At 70.4% G+C, this 18,071-nt stretch carries 11 protein-coding genes; 9 read left to right on the top strand and 2 right to left on the bottom strand.

The window, feature by feature from the left end:
* The first annotated feature begins 9 nt into the window (after positions 1-9).
* Entirely contained in the window at positions 10-1,368 is a 1,359-nt protein-coding gene (ccrA, locus tag OHQ87_RS18305) for a crotonyl-CoA carboxylase/reductase (RefSeq protein WP_328339412.1), read from the top strand.
* Positions 1,369-1,551: 183 nt separating this feature from the next.
* Positions 1,552-3,558, top strand: coding sequence for a helix-turn-helix domain-containing protein (locus tag OHQ87_RS18300; protein WP_328339411.1), 2,007 nt, complete (start codon positions 1,552-1,554; stop codon positions 3,556-3,558).
* Here the strand turns inward: OHQ87_RS18300 and OHQ87_RS18295 are convergent.
* The gene (locus tag OHQ87_RS18295; protein WP_442930841.1) at positions 3,503-4,711 is read right to left on the bottom strand and encodes an IS701 family transposase; all 1,209 of its coding nucleotides are present in this window, start codon (positions 4,709-4,711) and stop codon (positions 3,503-3,505) included. The genes OHQ87_RS18300 and OHQ87_RS18295 overlap by 56 nt on opposite strands.
* A gap of 476 nt (positions 4,712-5,187) precedes the next feature.
* Between OHQ87_RS18295 and hflX the strand changes: the two genes are divergently transcribed.
* The 4 genes from hflX (at position 5,188) to erm (ending at position 10,417) form a co-directional block, all read left to right on the top strand.
* Positions 5,188-6,564: a GTPase HflX gene (gene hflX / locus OHQ87_RS18290; protein ID WP_328348903.1), complete on the top strand. Its 1,377-nt coding sequence runs from the start codon at positions 5,188-5,190 to the stop codon at positions 6,562-6,564.
* 63 nt (positions 6,565-6,627) lie between these two features.
* Positions 6,628-7,854: a dTDP-4-dehydro-6-deoxyglucose aminotransferase gene (locus OHQ87_RS18285; protein WP_328339407.1), complete on the top strand. Its 1,227-nt coding sequence runs from the start codon at positions 6,628-6,630 to the stop codon at positions 7,852-7,854.
* Between the two features lie 34 nt (positions 7,855-7,888).
* Positions 7,889-9,343, top strand: coding sequence for a dTDP-4-amino-4,6-dideoxy-D-glucose ammonia-lyase (gene desII / locus OHQ87_RS18280; RefSeq protein ID WP_328339405.1), 1,455 nt, complete (start codon positions 7,889-7,891; stop codon positions 9,341-9,343).
* 240 nt (positions 9,344-9,583) lie between these two features.
* A complete protein-coding gene (gene erm, locus OHQ87_RS18275) occupies positions 9,584-10,417 on the top strand; it encodes a 23S ribosomal RNA methyltransferase Erm (protein ID WP_328339403.1) in 834 nt (277 codons plus the stop codon).
* 544 nt (positions 10,418-10,961) lie between these two features.
* Here erm and OHQ87_RS18270 read toward each other — a convergent pair.
* On the bottom strand, positions 10,962-11,189 hold the full coding sequence (locus OHQ87_RS18270) for a hypothetical protein (RefSeq protein ID WP_328339401.1): 228 nt from the start codon (positions 11,187-11,189) through the stop codon (positions 10,962-10,964).
* Between the two features lie 528 nt (positions 11,190-11,717).
* Here OHQ87_RS18270 and OHQ87_RS18265 point away from each other — a divergent pair.
* From OHQ87_RS18265 to OHQ87_RS18255, 3 genes are all read left to right on the top strand, one after another.
* Entirely contained in the window at positions 11,718-14,420 is a 2,703-nt protein-coding gene (locus OHQ87_RS18265; RefSeq protein ID WP_328339399.1) for an RICIN domain-containing protein, read from the top strand.
* Positions 14,421-14,992: 572 nt separating this feature from the next.
* On the top strand, positions 14,993-16,363 hold the full coding sequence (locus OHQ87_RS18260; protein ID WP_328339397.1) for a ricin-type beta-trefoil lectin domain protein: 1,371 nt from the start codon (positions 14,993-14,995) through the stop codon (positions 16,361-16,363).
* Between the two features lie 176 nt (positions 16,364-16,539).
* Entirely contained in the window at positions 16,540-17,775 is a 1,236-nt protein-coding gene (locus OHQ87_RS18255) for an RCC1 domain-containing protein (protein ID WP_328339395.1), read from the top strand.
* Positions 17,776-18,071 lie beyond the last annotated feature (296 nt).

Raw genomic sequence — 18,071 nt, 5'->3', positions numbered from 1 at the left:
GAGGAACAGATGCCAGACACGCCCGAGCTGAACCACGTACTCGACGTGATCCTCGCCCAGGAGTCCGGCGCGCGGGAGGTGGCGGCCCTGCCGCTGCCCGCCTCCTTCCGGGCCGTGACGGTGCACAAGGACGAGACGGAGATGTTCGTGGGCCTTCCCCGCCGGGAGAAGGACCCGCGCAAGTCGTTGCACACCGAGGAGGTGCCGGTCCCCGAGCTGGGCCCCGGGGAGGCCCTCGTCGCGGTCCTGGCCAGTTCGGTCAACTACAACACGGTCTGGTCGGCGCTGTTCGAGCCGTTGCCCACCTTCGGGTTCCTGGAGCGCTACGGTCGGCTCTCCGAGCTGACCCGGCGGCACGACCTGCCGTACCACATCCTCGGTTCGGACCTGGCCGGCGTGGTGCTGCGGGTCGGACCCGGTGTCAACCGCTGGCGGCCGGGTGACGAGGTCGTGGCGCACTGCCTCTCGGTCGAGCTGGAGTCCGCCGATGGCCACGGCGACACCATGCTCGACCCGGAGCAGCGGATCTGGGGCTTCGAGACCAACTTCGGCGGCCTCGCCGAGATCGCGTTGGTCAAGGCGAACCAGCTGATGCCCAAGCCCGACCACCTGACCTGGGAGGAGGCCGCCGCGCCGGGACTTGTCAACTCCACCGCCTACCGTCAGCTGGTCTCCGGCAACGGAGCCCGGATGAAGCAGGGCGACAACGTCCTCGTCTGGGGGGCCAGCGGCGGCCTCGGCGCGTTCGCCACCCAGCTCGTGCTGGCTGGCGGAGCCAATCCCGTCTGCGTGGTCTCCAGCCCGGGAAAGGCCGAGGTCTGCCGTCAGATGGGTGCCGAGGCCGTCATCGACCGGGCCGCAGAGGACTACCGTTTCTGGTCCGACGAGCGGACCCAGAACCCCCGGGAGTGGAAGCGGTTCGGCCGACGCATCCGGGAGCTGACCGGTGGCGAGGACGTGGACATCGTCTTCGAGCACCCCGGCAGGGATACGTTCGGGGCCTCGGTCTACGTCACCCGCAAGGGCGGCACCGTGGTCACCTGCGCCTCGACGAGCGGCTTCGAGCACGTCTACGACAACCGCTACCTGTGGATGTCCCTGAAGCGCATCGTCGGCACGCACTTCGCCAATTACCGGGAGGCGTGGGAGGCCAACCGGCTGGTGATCAAAGGCAAGATCCACCCGACGCTGTCCCGCTGCTACCCCCTCGACGAGGTCGGCCAGGCGGTCTACGACGTCCAGCACAACCTGCACCAGGGGAAGGTCGGCGTGCTCGCGCTCGCGCCCCGCGAGGGGCTCGGGGTCCGGAACCCGGAACTGCGGGAACGTCATCTCGCCGCGATCAACCGCTTCCGGACACCGGCCTGACGAGCTGCCCGTGACGTCTCGGCCCGGCGACCGGCCAGGGGCGAACCGGATACCTACCGGGCGAAGCGAATATCACTCCGAGTAGTTGCAGGGTTTACCGGTTACTGTAACCATATCGATGGTCTTGTACTGCCATCGAGCCCCCCTAATCAGCTATTCGTTGTGTGCGAGGTGGTTGGACGCATGACTGGCACCAGCATTTCCCTGCGGGACCACGAACTCCGATTCTTCGAACTCCTGGCCAGGGAGGCACCCCTGCCGCAGTACGAGGAACTGGTGCACCAGGCGCACCGGGACGGCGTGGACCAGGCCACGCTCGACCGGGTCATGATCGCCAAGCGGCTGGCGTTGGAGCTGCGAGAGGTCGTCGGGAGGCGGTGTCAGCGGCAGGCGGAGCTGGCCGCCCTCGTCGACACCGCCCGTGACCTCGCCGGGGCCACGAACCTGGAGGCCGGGCTGCAACTGGTCGTGCGGCGGACCCAGTTGCTGCTCGCCGGGGACGTGGCGTTCGTCAGTCTGGCCGACGACGTGGCCGGCGAATCCTACGTCGCCTCGGCCGTCGGGGCGGCCACCGCGCTGACCAGCGGCTACCGGCTGCCCTGGCGCGACGGGCTGGTCGTGCCCGCCGCGGCGTACGAGCCACTCGCCTGGACGGCGGACCACCTCACCGACGAGCGCCTCCAACGACACCCGGCCGCCGACGGTCTGGTCCGCGCGGAGGGGCTGCACGCGGTGCTGTCGGTGGTCCTGAGCGTCGAGGGTCGGCACCTCGGCAACCTGCACGTCGGCCACCGGCAGATCCGCCACTTCGCCCCCGACGAGGTCGCGTCGCTGCGTCTGCTCGCCGATCTGGCGGCGACGGCCGTGGAGCGGATCAGGCTGTTCGACGACACCTGGGCCGAACTCAAGCAGGCCCAGCAGGAGGCTGCCAGGGCCCGAGCCGAGCTGAACGCGGTCCGCACCGCCGACAGCCTCCATCCCGAACTCGTCCAGCTCATCCTCGACGGTGGCGAGCTCGACGACCTGGTGGGCAGCGCCGTGCGACGACTGGGCGGCGCCCTGCACGTCCGCGACCGGGCCAACGGCGTGCTGGCGGCGGCCGGCGACGTCCCTGCCCCGAACGAGCGGGAACTGGCCCGGGTGCGGCTGAAGGCCCACGCCACCGGCCGACCCGGTCGGCTGACCACCGGCTCCTGGGTGGTGCCCCTGGCGACCCGCGCCGGTGACCTCGGCTGTGTGCTGTTCCACGCCGACGAGACGTCCGACGACGAGCCGGCGGCGGCCCTACCGGCGGTCGCCCAGACCGTGGCGCTGCTGATGACCAGGAACGGCGGGGTTCACGGCCAGCCGGGCGACAGGCTCCTGGAGGACCTGCTCGGCCCGCGACCGGACCTGGACCGCAGCGGGAAGCGCCGCCGCCGCACGTCCGTCGAGTTCGACCGCCCCTACGTCGTGGTGGTCGCCCGTCCCGAGGGCACGACCTCGCCCCGGGTGTTCGAACGGGCGGTCGCCGTCGCCCACGGCCTGAACGGCATGAAGGTCATCCGGGACGGCCACGCGGTGCTGTTGCTGCCCGGTGACGACCCGGGAACCCGGGCCCGGGACGTCTCGCGGGAACTGGGTGGGCTTCTCGGCCTGCCGGTCACTGCCGGGGGTGCCGGACCGGTGCACACCGCCGACTCGGTCAGCCGCACCTACCAGGAGGCGGCCCGGTGCGTCGACGCCCTGTACGCGTTGGACGCGAAGGGCCGGGCGGCCTGCTCGCGGGATCTGGGCTTCCTCGGGCTGCTGGTCGCCGGCGGCCACGACGTCACCGGTTTCGTCGACCGGGTCATCGGACCGGTACTGAACTACGACGAGCGTCGGCTCACGAACCTCAGGGAGACCCTGCAGACCTACTTCGACTCGGCGGGCAGCCGCATCCGGGCGGCCGAGGTGCTGCATCTGCATCCGAACACCGTCTCCCGCAGGCTGGACCGCATCTCCCAGTTGCTCGGCCGGGACTGGCAGCAACCGGACCGGGCCCTGGACACGCAGCTCGCCCTGCGCCTGCACCGGATCCGTGGCCTGCTCCGCCAGGACCGGGGCCACCCGGGCCCCGGCCCGGCGCAGGAGCCGGACCAGCCGGTACGTCCTACCCGGCGCCGCCGTCCAGCATCCGCAGGGCGTGCGCCACGGATGCCAGGGTGACGTGCCGGTGCCAGCCCTGATATGACCGGCCCTCGAAGTCCTGGATGCCGACGTCGAGGCTGACGTAGGAGAAGTCGGTCTCGACCCGACGGGTGAGCTTGCTCAGCCGCAGCAGTGGGCCGTACCCGGCATCCGTCATGTTGGTCAGCCACATCTGCCGTACGCCGCGCTCGTACGTCTGCCACTTGCCGAGCAGGGTGAGGGGGAGTCCGGGCGCGGCGGCACGTGCCGCCCCCGGCGGGGCCGGGGTGGACGGACCGGGTGGGCGGGAACCGGACAGGCCCGGCCAGTACACCCGTAGCGGTGCGACCAGACTGGTGCGCCGGGCGCCGGGGCTGGCCGGGTCGATCCACTCCACCGGGCGGCGTTGGGCGCGCGTCAGGCTGAGCAGCTGCTCGGCGGAGGCGGCGGCCATCCGGCTCTCGCGCGGGCCGGATCCGGCGGCCAGCAGGGTGCAGCCGCCGTTGATCCGCAACAGAAAGGGCAGACCCGCCGTGGTCAACGCCTCGACCAGTGGGGGCAGCGCCGAGTGCCGGGCGTCCATCACCACCGGGCGGGGGCCGATCCCCCAGGTCGCGGCCTTCAGCACCGCCTGCACCGCCGCGCCGTCGCTGGTCGTGCCGTCCTCGTCGGCCGGAACGCTCGCGTGGGCGGGGTTGTCCTGCAGCCAGCCCCTACCGATGGACAACTGCCAGTTTACGGGCGCGGCGACGGTCTCCGAGGCCAGCCAGAGGCCGTAGCTCTGCTGGCTGTTCACCGTCTCGCCCAGCGCGGGCACGTACCGGCGTTCCACGCCGATCGAGTGCCGACCGGTCTTCGGCACCAGCATCGACCGCACCACCCAGGCCCGGGGCGACAGCGTCCGGTCCAGGTGGCCGGCGAGCGCGGCGCGGACGGCCGCCCAGTCCCAGGTGGAGCAACTGATGAAGTGGTGCATGCTCTGCGCCGCCGCCGGATCGTCGGTGCTGGCGGCCAGGTTGCGCATGGTCTTGCGGCCGGAGGCGGTGAGTAGGCCCCGGACGTACCGCTCGCCCTTGCGGCGCTGGTCGGCGCGGGGCAGCGAGGCCAGTAGGGCGGCGCAGACCCGGGACACGGTGTCCGGATCGGACCTGCCCGCGGTCGCCTCCTCTCGGACGTCGAGCGTCGGCACCATCACTCCCCTCTCCGGAGGGTGGGACGATATGCCGACCACGGCAGACTGTGCTGACCACGGCCGGCCCGGCCCCCGGTCCCACCATCGCCCGGCGACGCCTGCCTTGCCCAGGTGCCTCGGTGACACACTTGGTGACGGCGGCGATCCCGGGCCCACCGCGGCCGGGCCCGCACGCGTCCGTGGCGACCGGACACCGCCCGTCGACCCGGTGACGCCCGCACACATCGCGGCGTCGACCGCGGCGAAGTGTGTGACCGACGAACCTCGCTTCCGGTGCCGCTATCCGGAAGCCTGCTAGGAAGACCGGAAGCCTTCCTCCGTGGTGGGCATCCCCGGTGGCCTGACGGGTGTCGACCGAAACCGGATCCTGCGGTCCGGACCGGTCCGTGACCCCAGGCGAGCACCCGAACCGCGAAGGACGCCAGATGACCTCCGCAGCGCACCGTTCCCCGCACCCGGTGAAGGCCGACGCCCTGATGGACGACGCCGACGCCGAAGCGGACGGTCCACGGCTCGACCGGGCCGCCCTGCGACGGGTCGTCGGGCTGTCGACCGAGAAGACCGACGTCACCGAGGTCGAGTACCGGCAGGTGCGGCTGGAACGCGTCGTCCTGGTCGGCGTCTGGACCTCGGGCACCGCCGACGAGGCCGAACGCTCGCTCGCCGAGCTGGCGGCACTCGCCGAGACCGCGGGAGCCGTGGTGCTCGACGGGGTGATCCAGCGCCGCGACCGGCCCGACCCGGCGACGTACATCGGCTCCGGCAAGGCGCGGGAGCTGCGGGACATCGTCCAGGAGGCGGGAGCCGACACGGTGATCTGCGACGGTGAGCTGAGCCCTGCCCAACTGGTACGCCTCGAAGAGGTCGTCGACGCCAAGGTGGTGGACCGCACCGCATTGATCCTCGACATCTTCGCCCAGCACGCCACGTCCCGCGAGGGCAAGGCGCAGGTGGCCCTGGCGCAGATGCAGTACATGCTTCCGCGGCTACGTGGCTGGGGTCAGTCGCTCTCCCGGCAGATGGGCGGAGGGGCTGGTGGTGGGGGCATGGCCACCCGGGGGCCCGGCGAGACCAAGATCGAGACCGACCGGCGGCGCATCCACGAGAGGATGGCCAAGCTCCGGCGGGAGATCGTGGAGATGAAGTCCGGCCGCGAGCTCAAGCGCCGTGAGCGGCGGCGTAACAGCGTCCCGTCGGTCGCGATCGCCGGCTACACCAACGCCGGAAAGTCCTCCCTGCTCAACCGGCTCACCGGAGCGAGCGTGCTGGTGCAGAACGCGCTCTTCGCCACCCTCGACCCGACCGTACGCCGGGCCACCACCCCGAACGGGCGGAGCTACACGATCACCGACACCGTCGGATTCGTCAGGCACCTGCCGCACCACCTGGTGGAGGCGTTCCGTTCCACACTGGAGGAAGTGGCCGAGGCCGACCTGCTGTTGCACGTGGTGGACGGTGCCCACCCCGCGCCGCTGGAGCAGCTCGCCTCGGTGCGCGCGGTCATCCGGGACGTCGACGCGGCGGAGGTACCCGAGCTTGTCGTGATCAACAAGGCCGACGCGGCCAGTCCGGCCGCCCTGGCCGCGTTGGCGGAGGCCGAACCGCACCACGTCGTCGTCTCAGCCCGCACCGGCCAGGGCATCGACACGCTCCGGCAGTTGCTGGAGGCCGCGCTGCCGCACCGGGAGGTCCAGGTCGACGTCCTCATCCCGTACGTCGAGGGCAGCCTCGTCGCCCGGGTGCACGCCGACGGCGAGGTGCTGGCCGAGGAGCACACGGCCGACGGCACCGTGCTACGGGCACGGGTGGCCCCCGACCTGGCGGCCGAGCTCGGCGCGTACGCCAGGACCTGAGCAGCCGCCGCCCGGGGCGGCTCCGGAGTCGGCGAGGCTGTGGCCCGCAGAGGGAGGCAGGCGATGAAGCGAGACCTCGGTGATCTGGCGCTCTTTGGAGGGCACGCCAGTTTCCTCCAGCAGATCCTCGTCGGACGACCCAACCGGATCGACCGGGCCCGGCTCTTCGACCGGCTGTCCTGGGCGCTCGACAACGACTGGTTGACCAACAACGGTCCGCTGGCACGGGAGTTCGAGGAGCGGGTCGCCGACATGGTCGGGGTCGGCAACTGCGTGGCGACCTGCAACGCCACCGTCGCCCTCCAACTGCTCGCGCACGCCACCGGGCTGACCGGTGAGGTGATCATGCCGTCGCTCACCTTCGCCGCGACCGCGCACGCGGTGCGTTGGCTCGGGCTGGAACCGGTGTTCTGCGACATCGATCCGCGCACCGGATGCCTCGACCACGAGGCGGCGGCCGCGGCCATCACGCCGCGTACGTCGGCGATCTTCGGCGTCCACCTGTGGGGCCGCCCCTGCGACGTGGACGCGCTGGAGAAGGTCGCCGGCGACGCGGGCCTGCGCCTGTTCTTCGACGCCGCGCACGCCATCGGGTGCACCTCGCAGGGCCGACCGGTGGGGCGGTTCGGCCATGCGGAGGTGTTCAGCTTCCATGCGACGAAGGTCGTCAACGCCTTCGAGGGCGGGGCGATCGTCACGGACGACGACGACCTCGCCCACCGCGTCCGCTCCCTGGCCAACTTCGGTATCGGCCTGCACAGTCCCAGCGCGGCCGGCGGCACCAACGCGAAGATGAGCGAGGCGTCCGCCGCCATGGGGCTCACCTCGCTCGACGCGTTCCCCGAGGTGGCACGCCACAACCAGGCCAACTACGAGCAGTACCGCGGTGAGCTGGCCCGGATCCCCGGCCTCAGCCTGATCGACTTCGCCCCGGACGAGCAGTGCAACTACCAGTACGTGATCGTCGAGATCGACCCGGACGTCACCGGCCTGCACCGTGATCTGCTCCTCGATCTGCTCCGGGCCGAGAACGTCGTGGCGCAGCGCTACTTCTCACCCGCCTGTCACCAACTGGAGCCCTACCGGTCGCGACAGGACGTCCAGTTGCCGCACACGGAGCGGCTCTCCGCGCGCGTCCTGGCGTTGCCGACCGGTTCCGCCATCTCCCGGGAGGACATCCGCAGGGTGTGCAACATCGTGCGGATGGCGGTCACCCGGGGGTTCGAACTGACCGCTCGGTGGCAACAGCAGGCCGGGCCCGACGAACAGAGCGTGGTGGCACCCGGTTGACCGAACGGCACCGGACGGACGTGTGGGAGGGCCCATGACCATAGAGATGTCCGCATCGAATCCCGTGGCGACCTGCGCTGTCCCCGGCAGCGACCCGACCGCGGCGGTGCACGCGCTGTACGACGACGTCGCCGGCACCGGAATCGTGCCGCCGGCAGAGATCGGCGCCACCGCCCAGGGACTTGTGGCATTGGCACGCATCTACGGAAACACGCCTTTCCTGCCCCTTGAGCAGGCCCGCCGCGAAATCGGCCTGGACCGGCTCGGGTTCGGGCGGCTGCTGGACCTGTTCGCCCGGATCCCCGTGCTGCGAACCGCCGTGGAGAACGGTCCGTCCGGTCGCTACTGGACCAACACCGTGCTCGGCCTGGAAAGGGCCGGCGTGTTCGACGCGGTGCTCGACAGAAGGCCGATGTTCCCGCACCTTGTCGGACTCTACCCGGGCCCGACGTGCATGTTCCGCTGCCACTTCTGCGTGCGGGTCACCGGCGCCCGCTACCAGGCCTCGGCGCTGGGCGACGGGAACGCGATGTTCGCCTCCGTCATCGACGAGGTCCCGGCGCACAATCGCGACGCGATGTACGTCTCCGGTGGTCTGGAGCCACTCACCAACCCCGGGCTCGGCGCACTGGTCAGCCGGGCGGCCGGGCGGGGATTCCGGATCGTCCTCTACACCAACTCGTTCGCCCTGACCGAGCAGAAGCTCAAGGGCGAGCGGGGTCTGTGGGAGCTGCACGCCATCCGCACGTCGCTGTACGGGTTGACCGACGAGGAGTACCAGGCGACCACCGGCAAGCAGGGGGCCTTCACCCGGGTACGGGCGAACCTCGTGCGGTTCCAGCAGTTGCGTGCCGAGCGGGACGAGCCGGTACGGCTCGGCCTCAGCTACCTCGTCCTGCCCGGCCGCGCCGGGCGGCTGAGCGCGCTCGTCGACTTCGTCGCCGAGCTCAACGAGGCGGCGCCGGACCGCCCGCTCGACTACATCAACCTGCGGGAGGACTACAGCGGACGGCCCGACGGGAGGCTGTCCCCGGACGAGCGGGCCGAGCTCCAGACCGAGCTGAACCGGTTCCGGGAGAAGGCGGCGGAGCGGACGCCGACCCTGTACATCGACTACGGCTACGCCCTGAACAGTCTCATGACCGGAAGCGACGTGCAGCTCGTGCGTATCCGACCGGAGACGATGCGCCCGGCCGCCCACCCTCAGGTATCGGTGCAGGTGGATCTCCTTGGCGATGTCTACCTCTACCGGGAGGCAGCCTTCCCGGGCCTGGCCGGTGCGGACCGCTATCGCATCGGCACCGTGTCCCCCGGCACGACGTTGGCGCAGGTGGTGGAGACGTTCGTGACCAGCGGTGGAACGGTGGTCGCGAAGCCCGGCGACGAATACTTCCTGGACGGATTCGACCAGGCGGTCACCGCGCGGCTGAACCAGATGGAGACCGACGTCGCCGATGGCTGGGGGGACCGGCGGGGTTTTCTCCGCTGACGGAGATCGACTGGTGGGAGGGGTGATCAGTGCCGAAGAAAGCCGGTTCCCGGCGCGTCCGCACCGCTGTTTCAGGCGTCGGGTATAGTGCCCGTCATGGTTGTCGTGTGCTTCATGAGGCTCCGCCGCGCATAGCGGCAGTTCATCGTTCCTTTTGATGAGCTTCGCCGCCCATCGGGTCACTGCCGGTGCGGCATTCCTCGTCGACCGGCTCCGAAACGATACTCGCGGAGCACGCACATGCCCTACATCCAGCACACCGGGCGACACGAATTCGGCCAGAATTTCCTGGTCGACCGCTTGGTGATCGACGATTTCGTCGAACTCGTCGCCCGGACCGACGGCCCGATCGTGGAGATCGGTGCCGGCGACGGTGCCCTGACCCTGCCGCTGAGTCGGCAGGGGAGGGAACTGACCGCAGTGGAGATCGACGCCAAGCGTGCCAAGCGGCTCAGCCGGCAGGTACCCGACAACGTCACAGTGGTCTGCGGGGACGTCCTGAGTCTCCGGTTCCCCCAGTATCCGCACGTGGTCGTCGGGAACATCCCCTTCCACGTGACCACCCCCATCGTGCGGACCCTCCTCGCCGCGCCCCACTGGCACACGGCGGTGCTGCTGGTGCAGTGGGAGGTGGCCCGCCGACGGGCCGGCATCGGTGGCGCGACGCTGCTGACCGCGAGCTGGTGGCCGTGGTACGACTTCGACCTGCACTCCCGGGTCCCGGCCCGCGCCTTCCGGCCCGCCCCCTCCGTCGACGGCGGGCTGTTCTCGATGGTGCGTCGGGGCACCCCGCTGGTCGACGACCGGCGGGGTTACCAGGACTTCGTCCGGCTGGTGTTCACCGGTAAGGGGCACGGGCTGCAGGAGATCCTTCAGCGGACGGGGCGGATCGCCCGCAAGGATCAGCAGGATTGGCAACGGGCCAACCGGGTGGGGCCGCAGCACCTGCCCAAGGACCTGACCGCCCACCAGTGGGCGTCCCTGTGGAGCCTGGTGGGGCGCGCCCGCCCGGCCGGTTCCCGTCGGCCGGCACCGCGTCGGCCGGGAAGCCCCGCCTCGGTGCGCCGGCGCTGAGCGGTACGGGGGTCGGCCCGGTCGTTGCCCGGCCGGCCCCCGTACCCCGTCGCCGGGGGCCGGCAGGGACAGGTCAGGTCCGCGCGCGGGTCGACCTCAGGGCGGGGGCGTCACTCGGCGGCGTCGAACGCGGGCGCGAGCGGGGCCGGTGCCGCGCGGAGCTGGTCGAGACCGAGGGGGTGGACAGCGCGTTCGTGTTCCTGTTCGCCCTGCCCGGTTTCCCGCACCGCCCGGACGGTGATCCCCGGGACGACCTGGACCGGGCCAGCGTGGGTATCGTCAAGCTCCTCGACGGACGCCGGCCCGAGGCCCACAGGGTGACCAACAGCCCCCGTCGGTGTCGGCCGCGACCGCGTGCGGACGGCATCCGGCGTCGGCGAAGTGGTGCTGTCGTACGACGCCGGAGGGGGCGACGCGGCCGACGCAACCGTCGGCGATGTCGGCGTCCTCCGTTCGTGCAAGCCGCCCACCACCGCAGGCTGCCCGTGCGGTCCCAGGGCACCGGGCCCGGGGACGTGACGGGCCGGGCCGCGGCGCCGCCGCGTCACCGGCGTCGGTTGCGGGGGTGCTGTTTGGCCGTCCGCTCGTTGCCGTGCCGGTAGTTGCCGGTGAGGCGGGCCATCAACTCCTGCGGATCGTCGTCGTCCACATCGGTCAGGAACCGGGTTGCGGCCGCACCACGCAGCACGGCGGCAGGGCGGCCGTGGTGCAGCACCTCCACATCGCCGTTCTTACGGAGGCGATAGCTGAATCCCTCGGGTGCTCCGGACACCACCGTATCGTCCCCCCGGGGCGGCGGCGTACGCGACCGAATTCGACCTGCCGTGGCGCTGCCGTGCCGGCGGTGGCGGGTCCGCAGAGGCGTCGGGCTGCCGCCCGCGCGGCACGTCCCGCCCACCCGTCCGGCGGAGGTGAGGCGGGCCGCCCGTGGTCGGTCCGGGCGCACCACCCGGTACGGTCACGATTACGAATAGGTGGTTGACAATTGGTAGTTGCGCCCGGCTGCCCTGACGCCTACGCTTCAGGGCAGCATTCTGTGACTACCGGCAAGAGCGGTTGAGCGGACGGCTGGAGTTCCCGGTGGCAGGGAACTGCCGCCGGCCGGTGCCTGTCGCTCGACGTGGACCTTGCCTGTGTTGTCACGGCTTCTCGTCAAAGAACCCGCCAACTGTCGAACCCGCCGGGATCGCGCCCTGCCTCCCGGCGCCTCGGCCCATGTTCGCATGGCGGTTCGTTGTCGCATCGCCAGGACGACTGTCCAGCGGACATGTCTGTCGGCGTCATGCGAAAGGAATCGCACGTGAAGTCAGCCCTCTCCACCGCGCGAAGGTCGCTGCTGGCCAGCGCGCTGCTCGTCGCGGCCGCGCTGCCGGCCGTACTCGGGAGTCAACTGCCGGCCTCGGCCGCAATCCAGGAAACCTACTATGTCGCGCCGGACGGCAACGACACCAACCCGGGCACGGTCCAATCGCCGTTCAGGACGCTGCAACGCGCGCGGGACGTGGTTCGCACGGTCAATGCGAACATGACCGGTGACATTCAGGTCTACCTGCGTGGTGGTCGTTATCCGGTGACCAGCACGATCGAATTCGGGGCGGGTGACTCCGGTAGCAACGGTTACCGGGTCATGTATTCCGCCTACCCCAACGAGACGCCGGTGCTCGACGGTGGCGTGCCGGTCACCGGGTGGACCCAGCACAGCGGGAACATCTGGAAGGCGCCGCTCGACCGCGCCAACAAACTGCGGGCGCTCTATGTCAACGACAAGCGGGCGTTCATGGCGTCGAAGACGATCGGCTCGGCTGGCTGCTACGGGACGTACAACATCACCGCCGGGCAGGCCGCGTGGGCCTGGGAGTCGGGGTCGCAGTGTGACGGCGCGAAGTACAACCTGAACGATTTCCCCGCCGTCCCCCGCAACGCCGACGACATCGAGATCGAGACGGCCACCACCTGGACCACCGCGATCGTGGGGGTCCGCCAGGTGACCACGAGTTCCGACGGCGCGAACCGGGTGGCGCTGTTCCAGCAGCCGGGTGCCGCCATCGCCCAGGGCGCGTTCAACGGCAACGCCCAGACGGGCGGCAGCCACAAACTGATGAACGCCTACGAGTTCCTGGACGCGCCGGGCGAGTTCTTCTTCGACAAGGGCAGCAAGACGGTCTACTACTACAAGTCCAGCGCCGAGAACATGGCGACCGCGTCGGTGGTCGCGCCGAACAACGTGACCACCCTGCTGCGGATCGCCGGCACCTCGACGAGCAACCACGCCCGCAACCTCACGTTCGCCGGGCTCACCGTGCAGCACTCCGACTGGAACCTGTTCAACGTCGCCGGCTCGTCTTACAAGCAGGCGCAGCAGGGCAACCTCGGGGCGCAGGCGTACGCGAAGAAGAACTTCCACGACTACTACTACCGCAATGTCGACGTCACCCCCGGCATGGTCCAGGTGGAGAACGCCGACGGAATCCGGCTGGAGCGCAACCGGATCCAGCACACCGGCGCGGACGGCGTCAACATGGTCAACGACGTGCAGAGCACCCAGTTGACAGGCAACTTCACCAACGACGTCGCCGGCTCCGCGATCACCGTCGGTCACCCCCAGCACGTCTACATCGGCGACGGGACATCGACCAACCGGGAGAAGTGGTTGCCGCAGGTCGAGGGGCTGCCGAAGAACATCGACATCAAGAACAACTACCTCTACGACAGTGCGGTGCTGTTCAACGGGCACAGCCCCATCTCGGCGTACTTCGTGGACACCCTGACGGTGCAGCGCAACCGGATCGAGAAGTCACCGTGGTCGGGCATCACGCTCGGCTGGGGTTGGTGGAACTTCGACGGGTCGTCGGGCTCGATCGCGCCGAACCGGCCCACCACGACCGCGCGGAACAACACCATCAGCTACAACCACTTCATCGACACGGTGCAGCGGCTCAGTGACACCGCACCCATCTACACGCTTGGCAGCCAGCCGGGCACGACGATCACCAACAACTACCTCCAGGGTGTGCCGTCCGGTCACAAGTACGGCCTGCACCCGGACGAGGGCTCGGCCTACATCACCTTCCGGGACAACGTCCTGAGTGTGGACAAGAACATCACCTGGCTGATCAATTCCGACGACTTCGGCCGCAAGCACGACCTGAGCATCACGCAGAGCTACGGCCCGATCAACAAGGTCTCAAACAAGAACCTGCCCAACAGCACGGTCCAGGACATCCTCGTCTCCTCCGACTACGTCTGGCCGGCGGCGGCGTACGGCATCGCGGCCAACTCCGGCCTGGAGGACGCGTACCGGGACATCATCCCGGCGGGCAACCTCTCCCTGCCGAACTACGTCCTGCCGGCCAGCACCTTCGTCACCAGCGCGACGGCGTCGATCCCGATCCGGAGCACCGGTGACGCGGCCAGGACGGTCTGGTTGGCCCCGGCCGGCACCACCACCTTCACCGCCGGCCCGACGATGACCAGGGCCGCCGGCACCGCCACCTCCATCGCGGTGCCGTCGACGCAGGGTGAGTACCGGCTCTTCGTGGTGGACGCGCAGGGCAACCGGTCCGCCGAGTCGGTCTCGATCGTCAGGCAGCAGGGCGGCACCGGCAGCGGCCCGCAGGGCGGACGCCTGGTGGGTGCCCAGTCCGGCCGCTGCGTCGAGGTGCCCAACGCCAGCACCACCAACGGCACCCAGGTGCAGTTGTGGGACTGCTCGGGCGGCACCGGCCAGCAGTGGAGCTACACCGCCGGCAAGCAGTTGACCGGGCCCGGGGGCAAGTGCCTGGACGCCAACGGCGCGGGCACTACCAACGGCACCACGGTCATCATCTGGGACTGCCACGGCGGCACCAACCAGCAGTGGAACCTCAACGCCAACGGCACCGTGACCAACGCCCAGTCCGGGCTCTGCATCGATGCCAACGGCGCGGCCACCGCCAACGGCACGAAGATCATCCTCTGGTCGTGCAACGGCGGCACCAACCAGCAGTGGAGTCTGCGCAACTGACCGGGTGTCCTCGGGGCCGGCGCTGACCGGCCCCGGGGACCACCGCAGGGGAACGGCGGCGCGGTCGGCGGGCGTCGCCCCTTCCGGTGCGTCCCCGCCCTTGCGGGTGCGTCCCCGCCCTTGCGGGTGCGTCGCGGGCCCGGCCGCTGCGGAGGAGCCGACGCCCGTCGGCGTCCTGACCTGCGATCCGTCGGATCCGCCGCAGGCGTACCCGGACCGCAACCCGTCGGACACAGCATTGACATGTTTCACTTTCCGACCTAGGGTCTTGCCGAATCGATTCGACGTCGAGCCCGGTGCCCCGGCACCAGCGGTCGACCTGGTGGCGTTCGGGCGCATGCGGGTGTGGGACCACCGATCGATTCGACGACCAGCCGGTCCCGCCTGGGCAGCGAGACCAGCGGCTGGCATCTGCGGCGACGAGCCGGCCGGCGTCGTGGGCGCATCGCGCAGTTCCCGGTGTCCGTCCTTGGCGGGTGCGGTCAACGGGAGCAGCCGGGCCCGCGTCGGGATCGCCGTGGCACCCCGTACCTCACCTCAGTCCATGCCGAGTGGCAGGAGCCCCCATCATCATGACAAGGCGTAGACCCATCCTTGGTTCTCTCGCGGCGGCGGCGGTCCTCGTCGTCACCGTGGGCGCGACGGCCCTGGCCGGTGGCCCGACAAGCACGGCGGCGGCCGCCGACGTCTCGGCGGCCGCGGCGACCGCCGGGTGCGGCAAGGCACCCACGCTGACCAGCGGTCAGCGGTCCATCCAGAGCAGCGGGCAGAACCGCAGCTTCATCCTCCGGATCCCCGACAACTACGACCGGAACCACCAGTACCGGTTGATCTTCGGCTTCCACTGGAACGGCGGCACCGCCAACGACGTCGACGGGGGTGGGTCGGACGGGGCGGCCTGGTCCTACTACGGGCTGCGCCAGCAGGCGAACAACAGCACGATCTTCGTCGCCCCGCAGGGCAACGGCAACGGCTGGGCCAACCCCGGCGGCCAGGATGTCACCTTCGTCGACGACATGGTCCGGCTGATCGAGGCGGACCTGTGTGTCGACACCACGCAGCTGTTCGCCCTCGGCTTCAGCTACGGCGGCGGCATGAGCTACTCGCTCGCCTGTTCCCGGGCGAACGTCTTCCGCGCCGTCGCGGTCTACTCCGGTGGGCAGCTCAGCGGGTGCAGCGGCGGTGGCCAGCCGATCGCCTACATGGGCATCCACGGCATCGGGGACCCGGTGCTCAACGTCTCTGCCGGACGGTCCCTGCGGGACACGTTCGTGCGCAACAACGGGTGTACGGCGCAGAGCCCGCCCGAGCCGCGGGCCGGCAGCCTGACCCACATCACCACCACCTACTCCGGCTGCCGCTCCGGCTACCCGGTGGTGTGGGCCGCGTTCGACGGCGGGCACACCCCCGGCCCGGTGGACGGGGGCGGCGACAGCGGCGTCCGCACCTGGACCAAGGGCGAGGTGTGGCGGTTCTTCACCCAGTTCGGCAGCACCGACCCGACTCCGACGCCGACGGCCTCGCCGACCGGCAACCCGACCACCCCGCCGTCGTCCGGCACGGGCGCCGTCCGCAACACGTCCGCCGGGCGGTGCCTGGACGTCAACGGTGGTACGCAGACCAACGGCTCGGCGGCGATCATCTGGGACTGCCACGGTCAGAGCAACCAGAACTGGACCTCGACGGCCGCCCAGGAACTGCGGGTCTTCGGTAACAAGTGCCTGGACGTCAACGGCGCCAGCACCGCCAACGGCAGCTCGGTGATCATCTGGGACTGCAACGGCCAGTCCAACCAGCAGTGGCGGATCAACGCCGACGGCACGATCACCGGGGTCGGCTCGGGCCGGTGCCTGGACGTGGTCAACAACGGTACGGCCAACGGCACGCGTACCCAGATCCGGGACTGCAACGGCGCGGCCAGCCAGCGATGGAGCCGGAGCTGAACCCGGCGGACGTCAGCGGAGGACAGCGCTAGGCGCGGCGGCGTCCCGGCGGGATCTCGCATTGATTTAATTCAATGCATAGGGTCACTGCTGTACGCGGTGGGTCGACGACGACCCGCCGGGGCGACGCCGCTCCACCGTGCAGAAAAACGACGTTTGTCTGGGGAGAACAGAACATGAACGAACAGCAGAACAGCCGGCTGTGGGCCCGATGGCGACGGACAGCCCGCGCCGCCGTCGCCACGGCGGCGGTGTCCCTCGGGGTCGCCGCGCTCGCCGTGGGATTCTCGGCGGGTGCGGCCGTCGCGGGCGTCGGCACCGCGGAGCGGGGTGCGTCCAGCGCCGCGTTCGCCGCCGCGCCGGTCTCCCGGGTCGCCGCGGGTGACCTGCACACCTGTGCGATCCGTACCGACGGCACACTCTGGTGCTGGGGGGACAACTACGGCGGCAAGCTCGGCGACGGGACCACCACCAACCGGACCAGCCCGGTGCAGGTCGGCACGGCCACCACCTGGTCCCGGGTCGACGCGGGCACCAGCCACAACTGCGCGATCCGCACCGACGGCACGCTGTGGTGCTGGGGCGGCAACTACAGCGGGCAACTCGGTGACGGGACCACCACGAGCCGGAGCACCCCGGTGCAGGTCGGCACCGCCACCACCTGGGCCGGCGTCAGCGCCGGGGCCAACCACACCTGCGCCGTCCAGACCAACGGCACGCTGTGGTGCTGGGGCCTGAACCGCAACGCGCAGTTGGGCGTCGGCACCTCGCCCTCCAAGGCCACCAGCCCGGTGCAGGTGGGTACGGGGACCACCTGGGTGAGCATCACCACCGGTTACGCGCACAGCTGCGCTGTCCAGACCAACGGCACGCTGTGGTGCTGGGGTGACAGCACGGACGGGCAGCTCGGTGTCGGGATCCTGGGCTACCGGGCGACGCCGGCCCAGGTGGGCACCGCGACCACGTGGGCCGGGGTGACGGCCGGGCACGCGCACACCTGCGCGGTCCGCACCGACGGCACGCTGTGGTGCTGGGGCGAGAACGGGTACGGCCAGGTGGGCGGCGGCACCGGTGTGCAGACCAACCCGCTCCAGGTCGGCACCGGCACCACCTGGACCCGGGTCGACGCGAGCGTCGACTCGTCGTGCGCGCTGCGCACCGACGGCAGCCTGTGGTGCTGGGGCAACAACGGGTTCGGGCAGTTGGGTGACGGCACCACCACCCACCGGTCCGCCCCGGTCCGGGTCGGCACCGCGACCACCTGGACGGCCAACCTGGCCATCAGCTACCACAGCTGCGGCGTACGCACCGACGGTGGCCTGTGGTGCTGGGGCAACAACATGTCCGGGCAGTTGGGTGACGGCACCACCACCCACCGCTCCACCCCGGCCCAGGTGGTCCTGCCGGGCTGATCCACACCGGGAGGTGTCCCCGGGGGCCGTTGGCCCGCGCCGTTGCCATGTCGGTGGCGGCGCGGGCCGGCGGCCTTCCGGCGTATTCGTCTGATCTTTTCAGGATTCGGTGGCCGTCTTTCTGTGGCGGTCACCATCAGCGGCAGCTAAGGCGTTTCGTAAGACGTTGACCGGCGAGCAGTGCGGTGCTAGACATGTGATGTCTTATCATTGATGGTCGCCGATTTCCATGCTGCGTGGGGTACGGCAGCCCGACCTGTGCCGTACCGCCTCGAGCCGGAGACCGGCTGGGGAGG

Origin of the sequence: Micromonospora sp. NBC_00421, assembly GCF_036017915.1 — a bacterium.
In the GTDB taxonomy this organism is placed as follows: domain Bacteria; phylum Actinomycetota; class Actinomycetes; order Mycobacteriales; family Micromonosporaceae; genus Micromonospora.
Note: the sequence above shows the minus strand (reverse complement) of the source record. Positions and strands in the feature narration are given on the sequence as shown.

Excerpts from the sequence above, each read along its gene's own strand:
- ccrA (WP_328339412.1), top strand. The coding sequence starts at position 10 with ATGCCAGACACGCCCGAGCTGAACCACGTACTCGACGTGATCCTCGCC.
- OHQ87_RS18300 (WP_328339411.1), top strand. The coding sequence starts at position 1,552 with ATGACTGGCACCAGCATTTCCCTGCGGGACCACGAACTCCGATTCTTC.
- OHQ87_RS18295 (WP_442930841.1), bottom strand. The coding sequence starts at position 4,711 with ATGGTGCCGACGCTCGACGTCCGAGAGGAGGCGACCGCGGGCAGGTCC.
- hflX (WP_328348903.1), top strand. The coding sequence starts at position 5,188 with ATGGACGACGCCGACGCCGAAGCGGACGGTCCACGGCTCGACCGGGCC.
- OHQ87_RS18285 (WP_328339407.1), top strand. The coding sequence starts at position 6,628 with ATGAAGCGAGACCTCGGTGATCTGGCGCTCTTTGGAGGGCACGCCAGT.
- desII (WP_328339405.1), top strand. The coding sequence starts at position 7,889 with ATGACCATAGAGATGTCCGCATCGAATCCCGTGGCGACCTGCGCTGTC.
- erm (WP_328339403.1), top strand. The coding sequence starts at position 9,584 with ATGCCCTACATCCAGCACACCGGGCGACACGAATTCGGCCAGAATTTC.
- OHQ87_RS18260 (WP_328339397.1), top strand. The coding sequence starts at position 14,993 with ATGACAAGGCGTAGACCCATCCTTGGTTCTCTCGCGGCGGCGGCGGTC.
- OHQ87_RS18255 (WP_328339395.1), top strand. The coding sequence starts at position 16,540 with ATGAACGAACAGCAGAACAGCCGGCTGTGGGCCCGATGGCGACGGACA.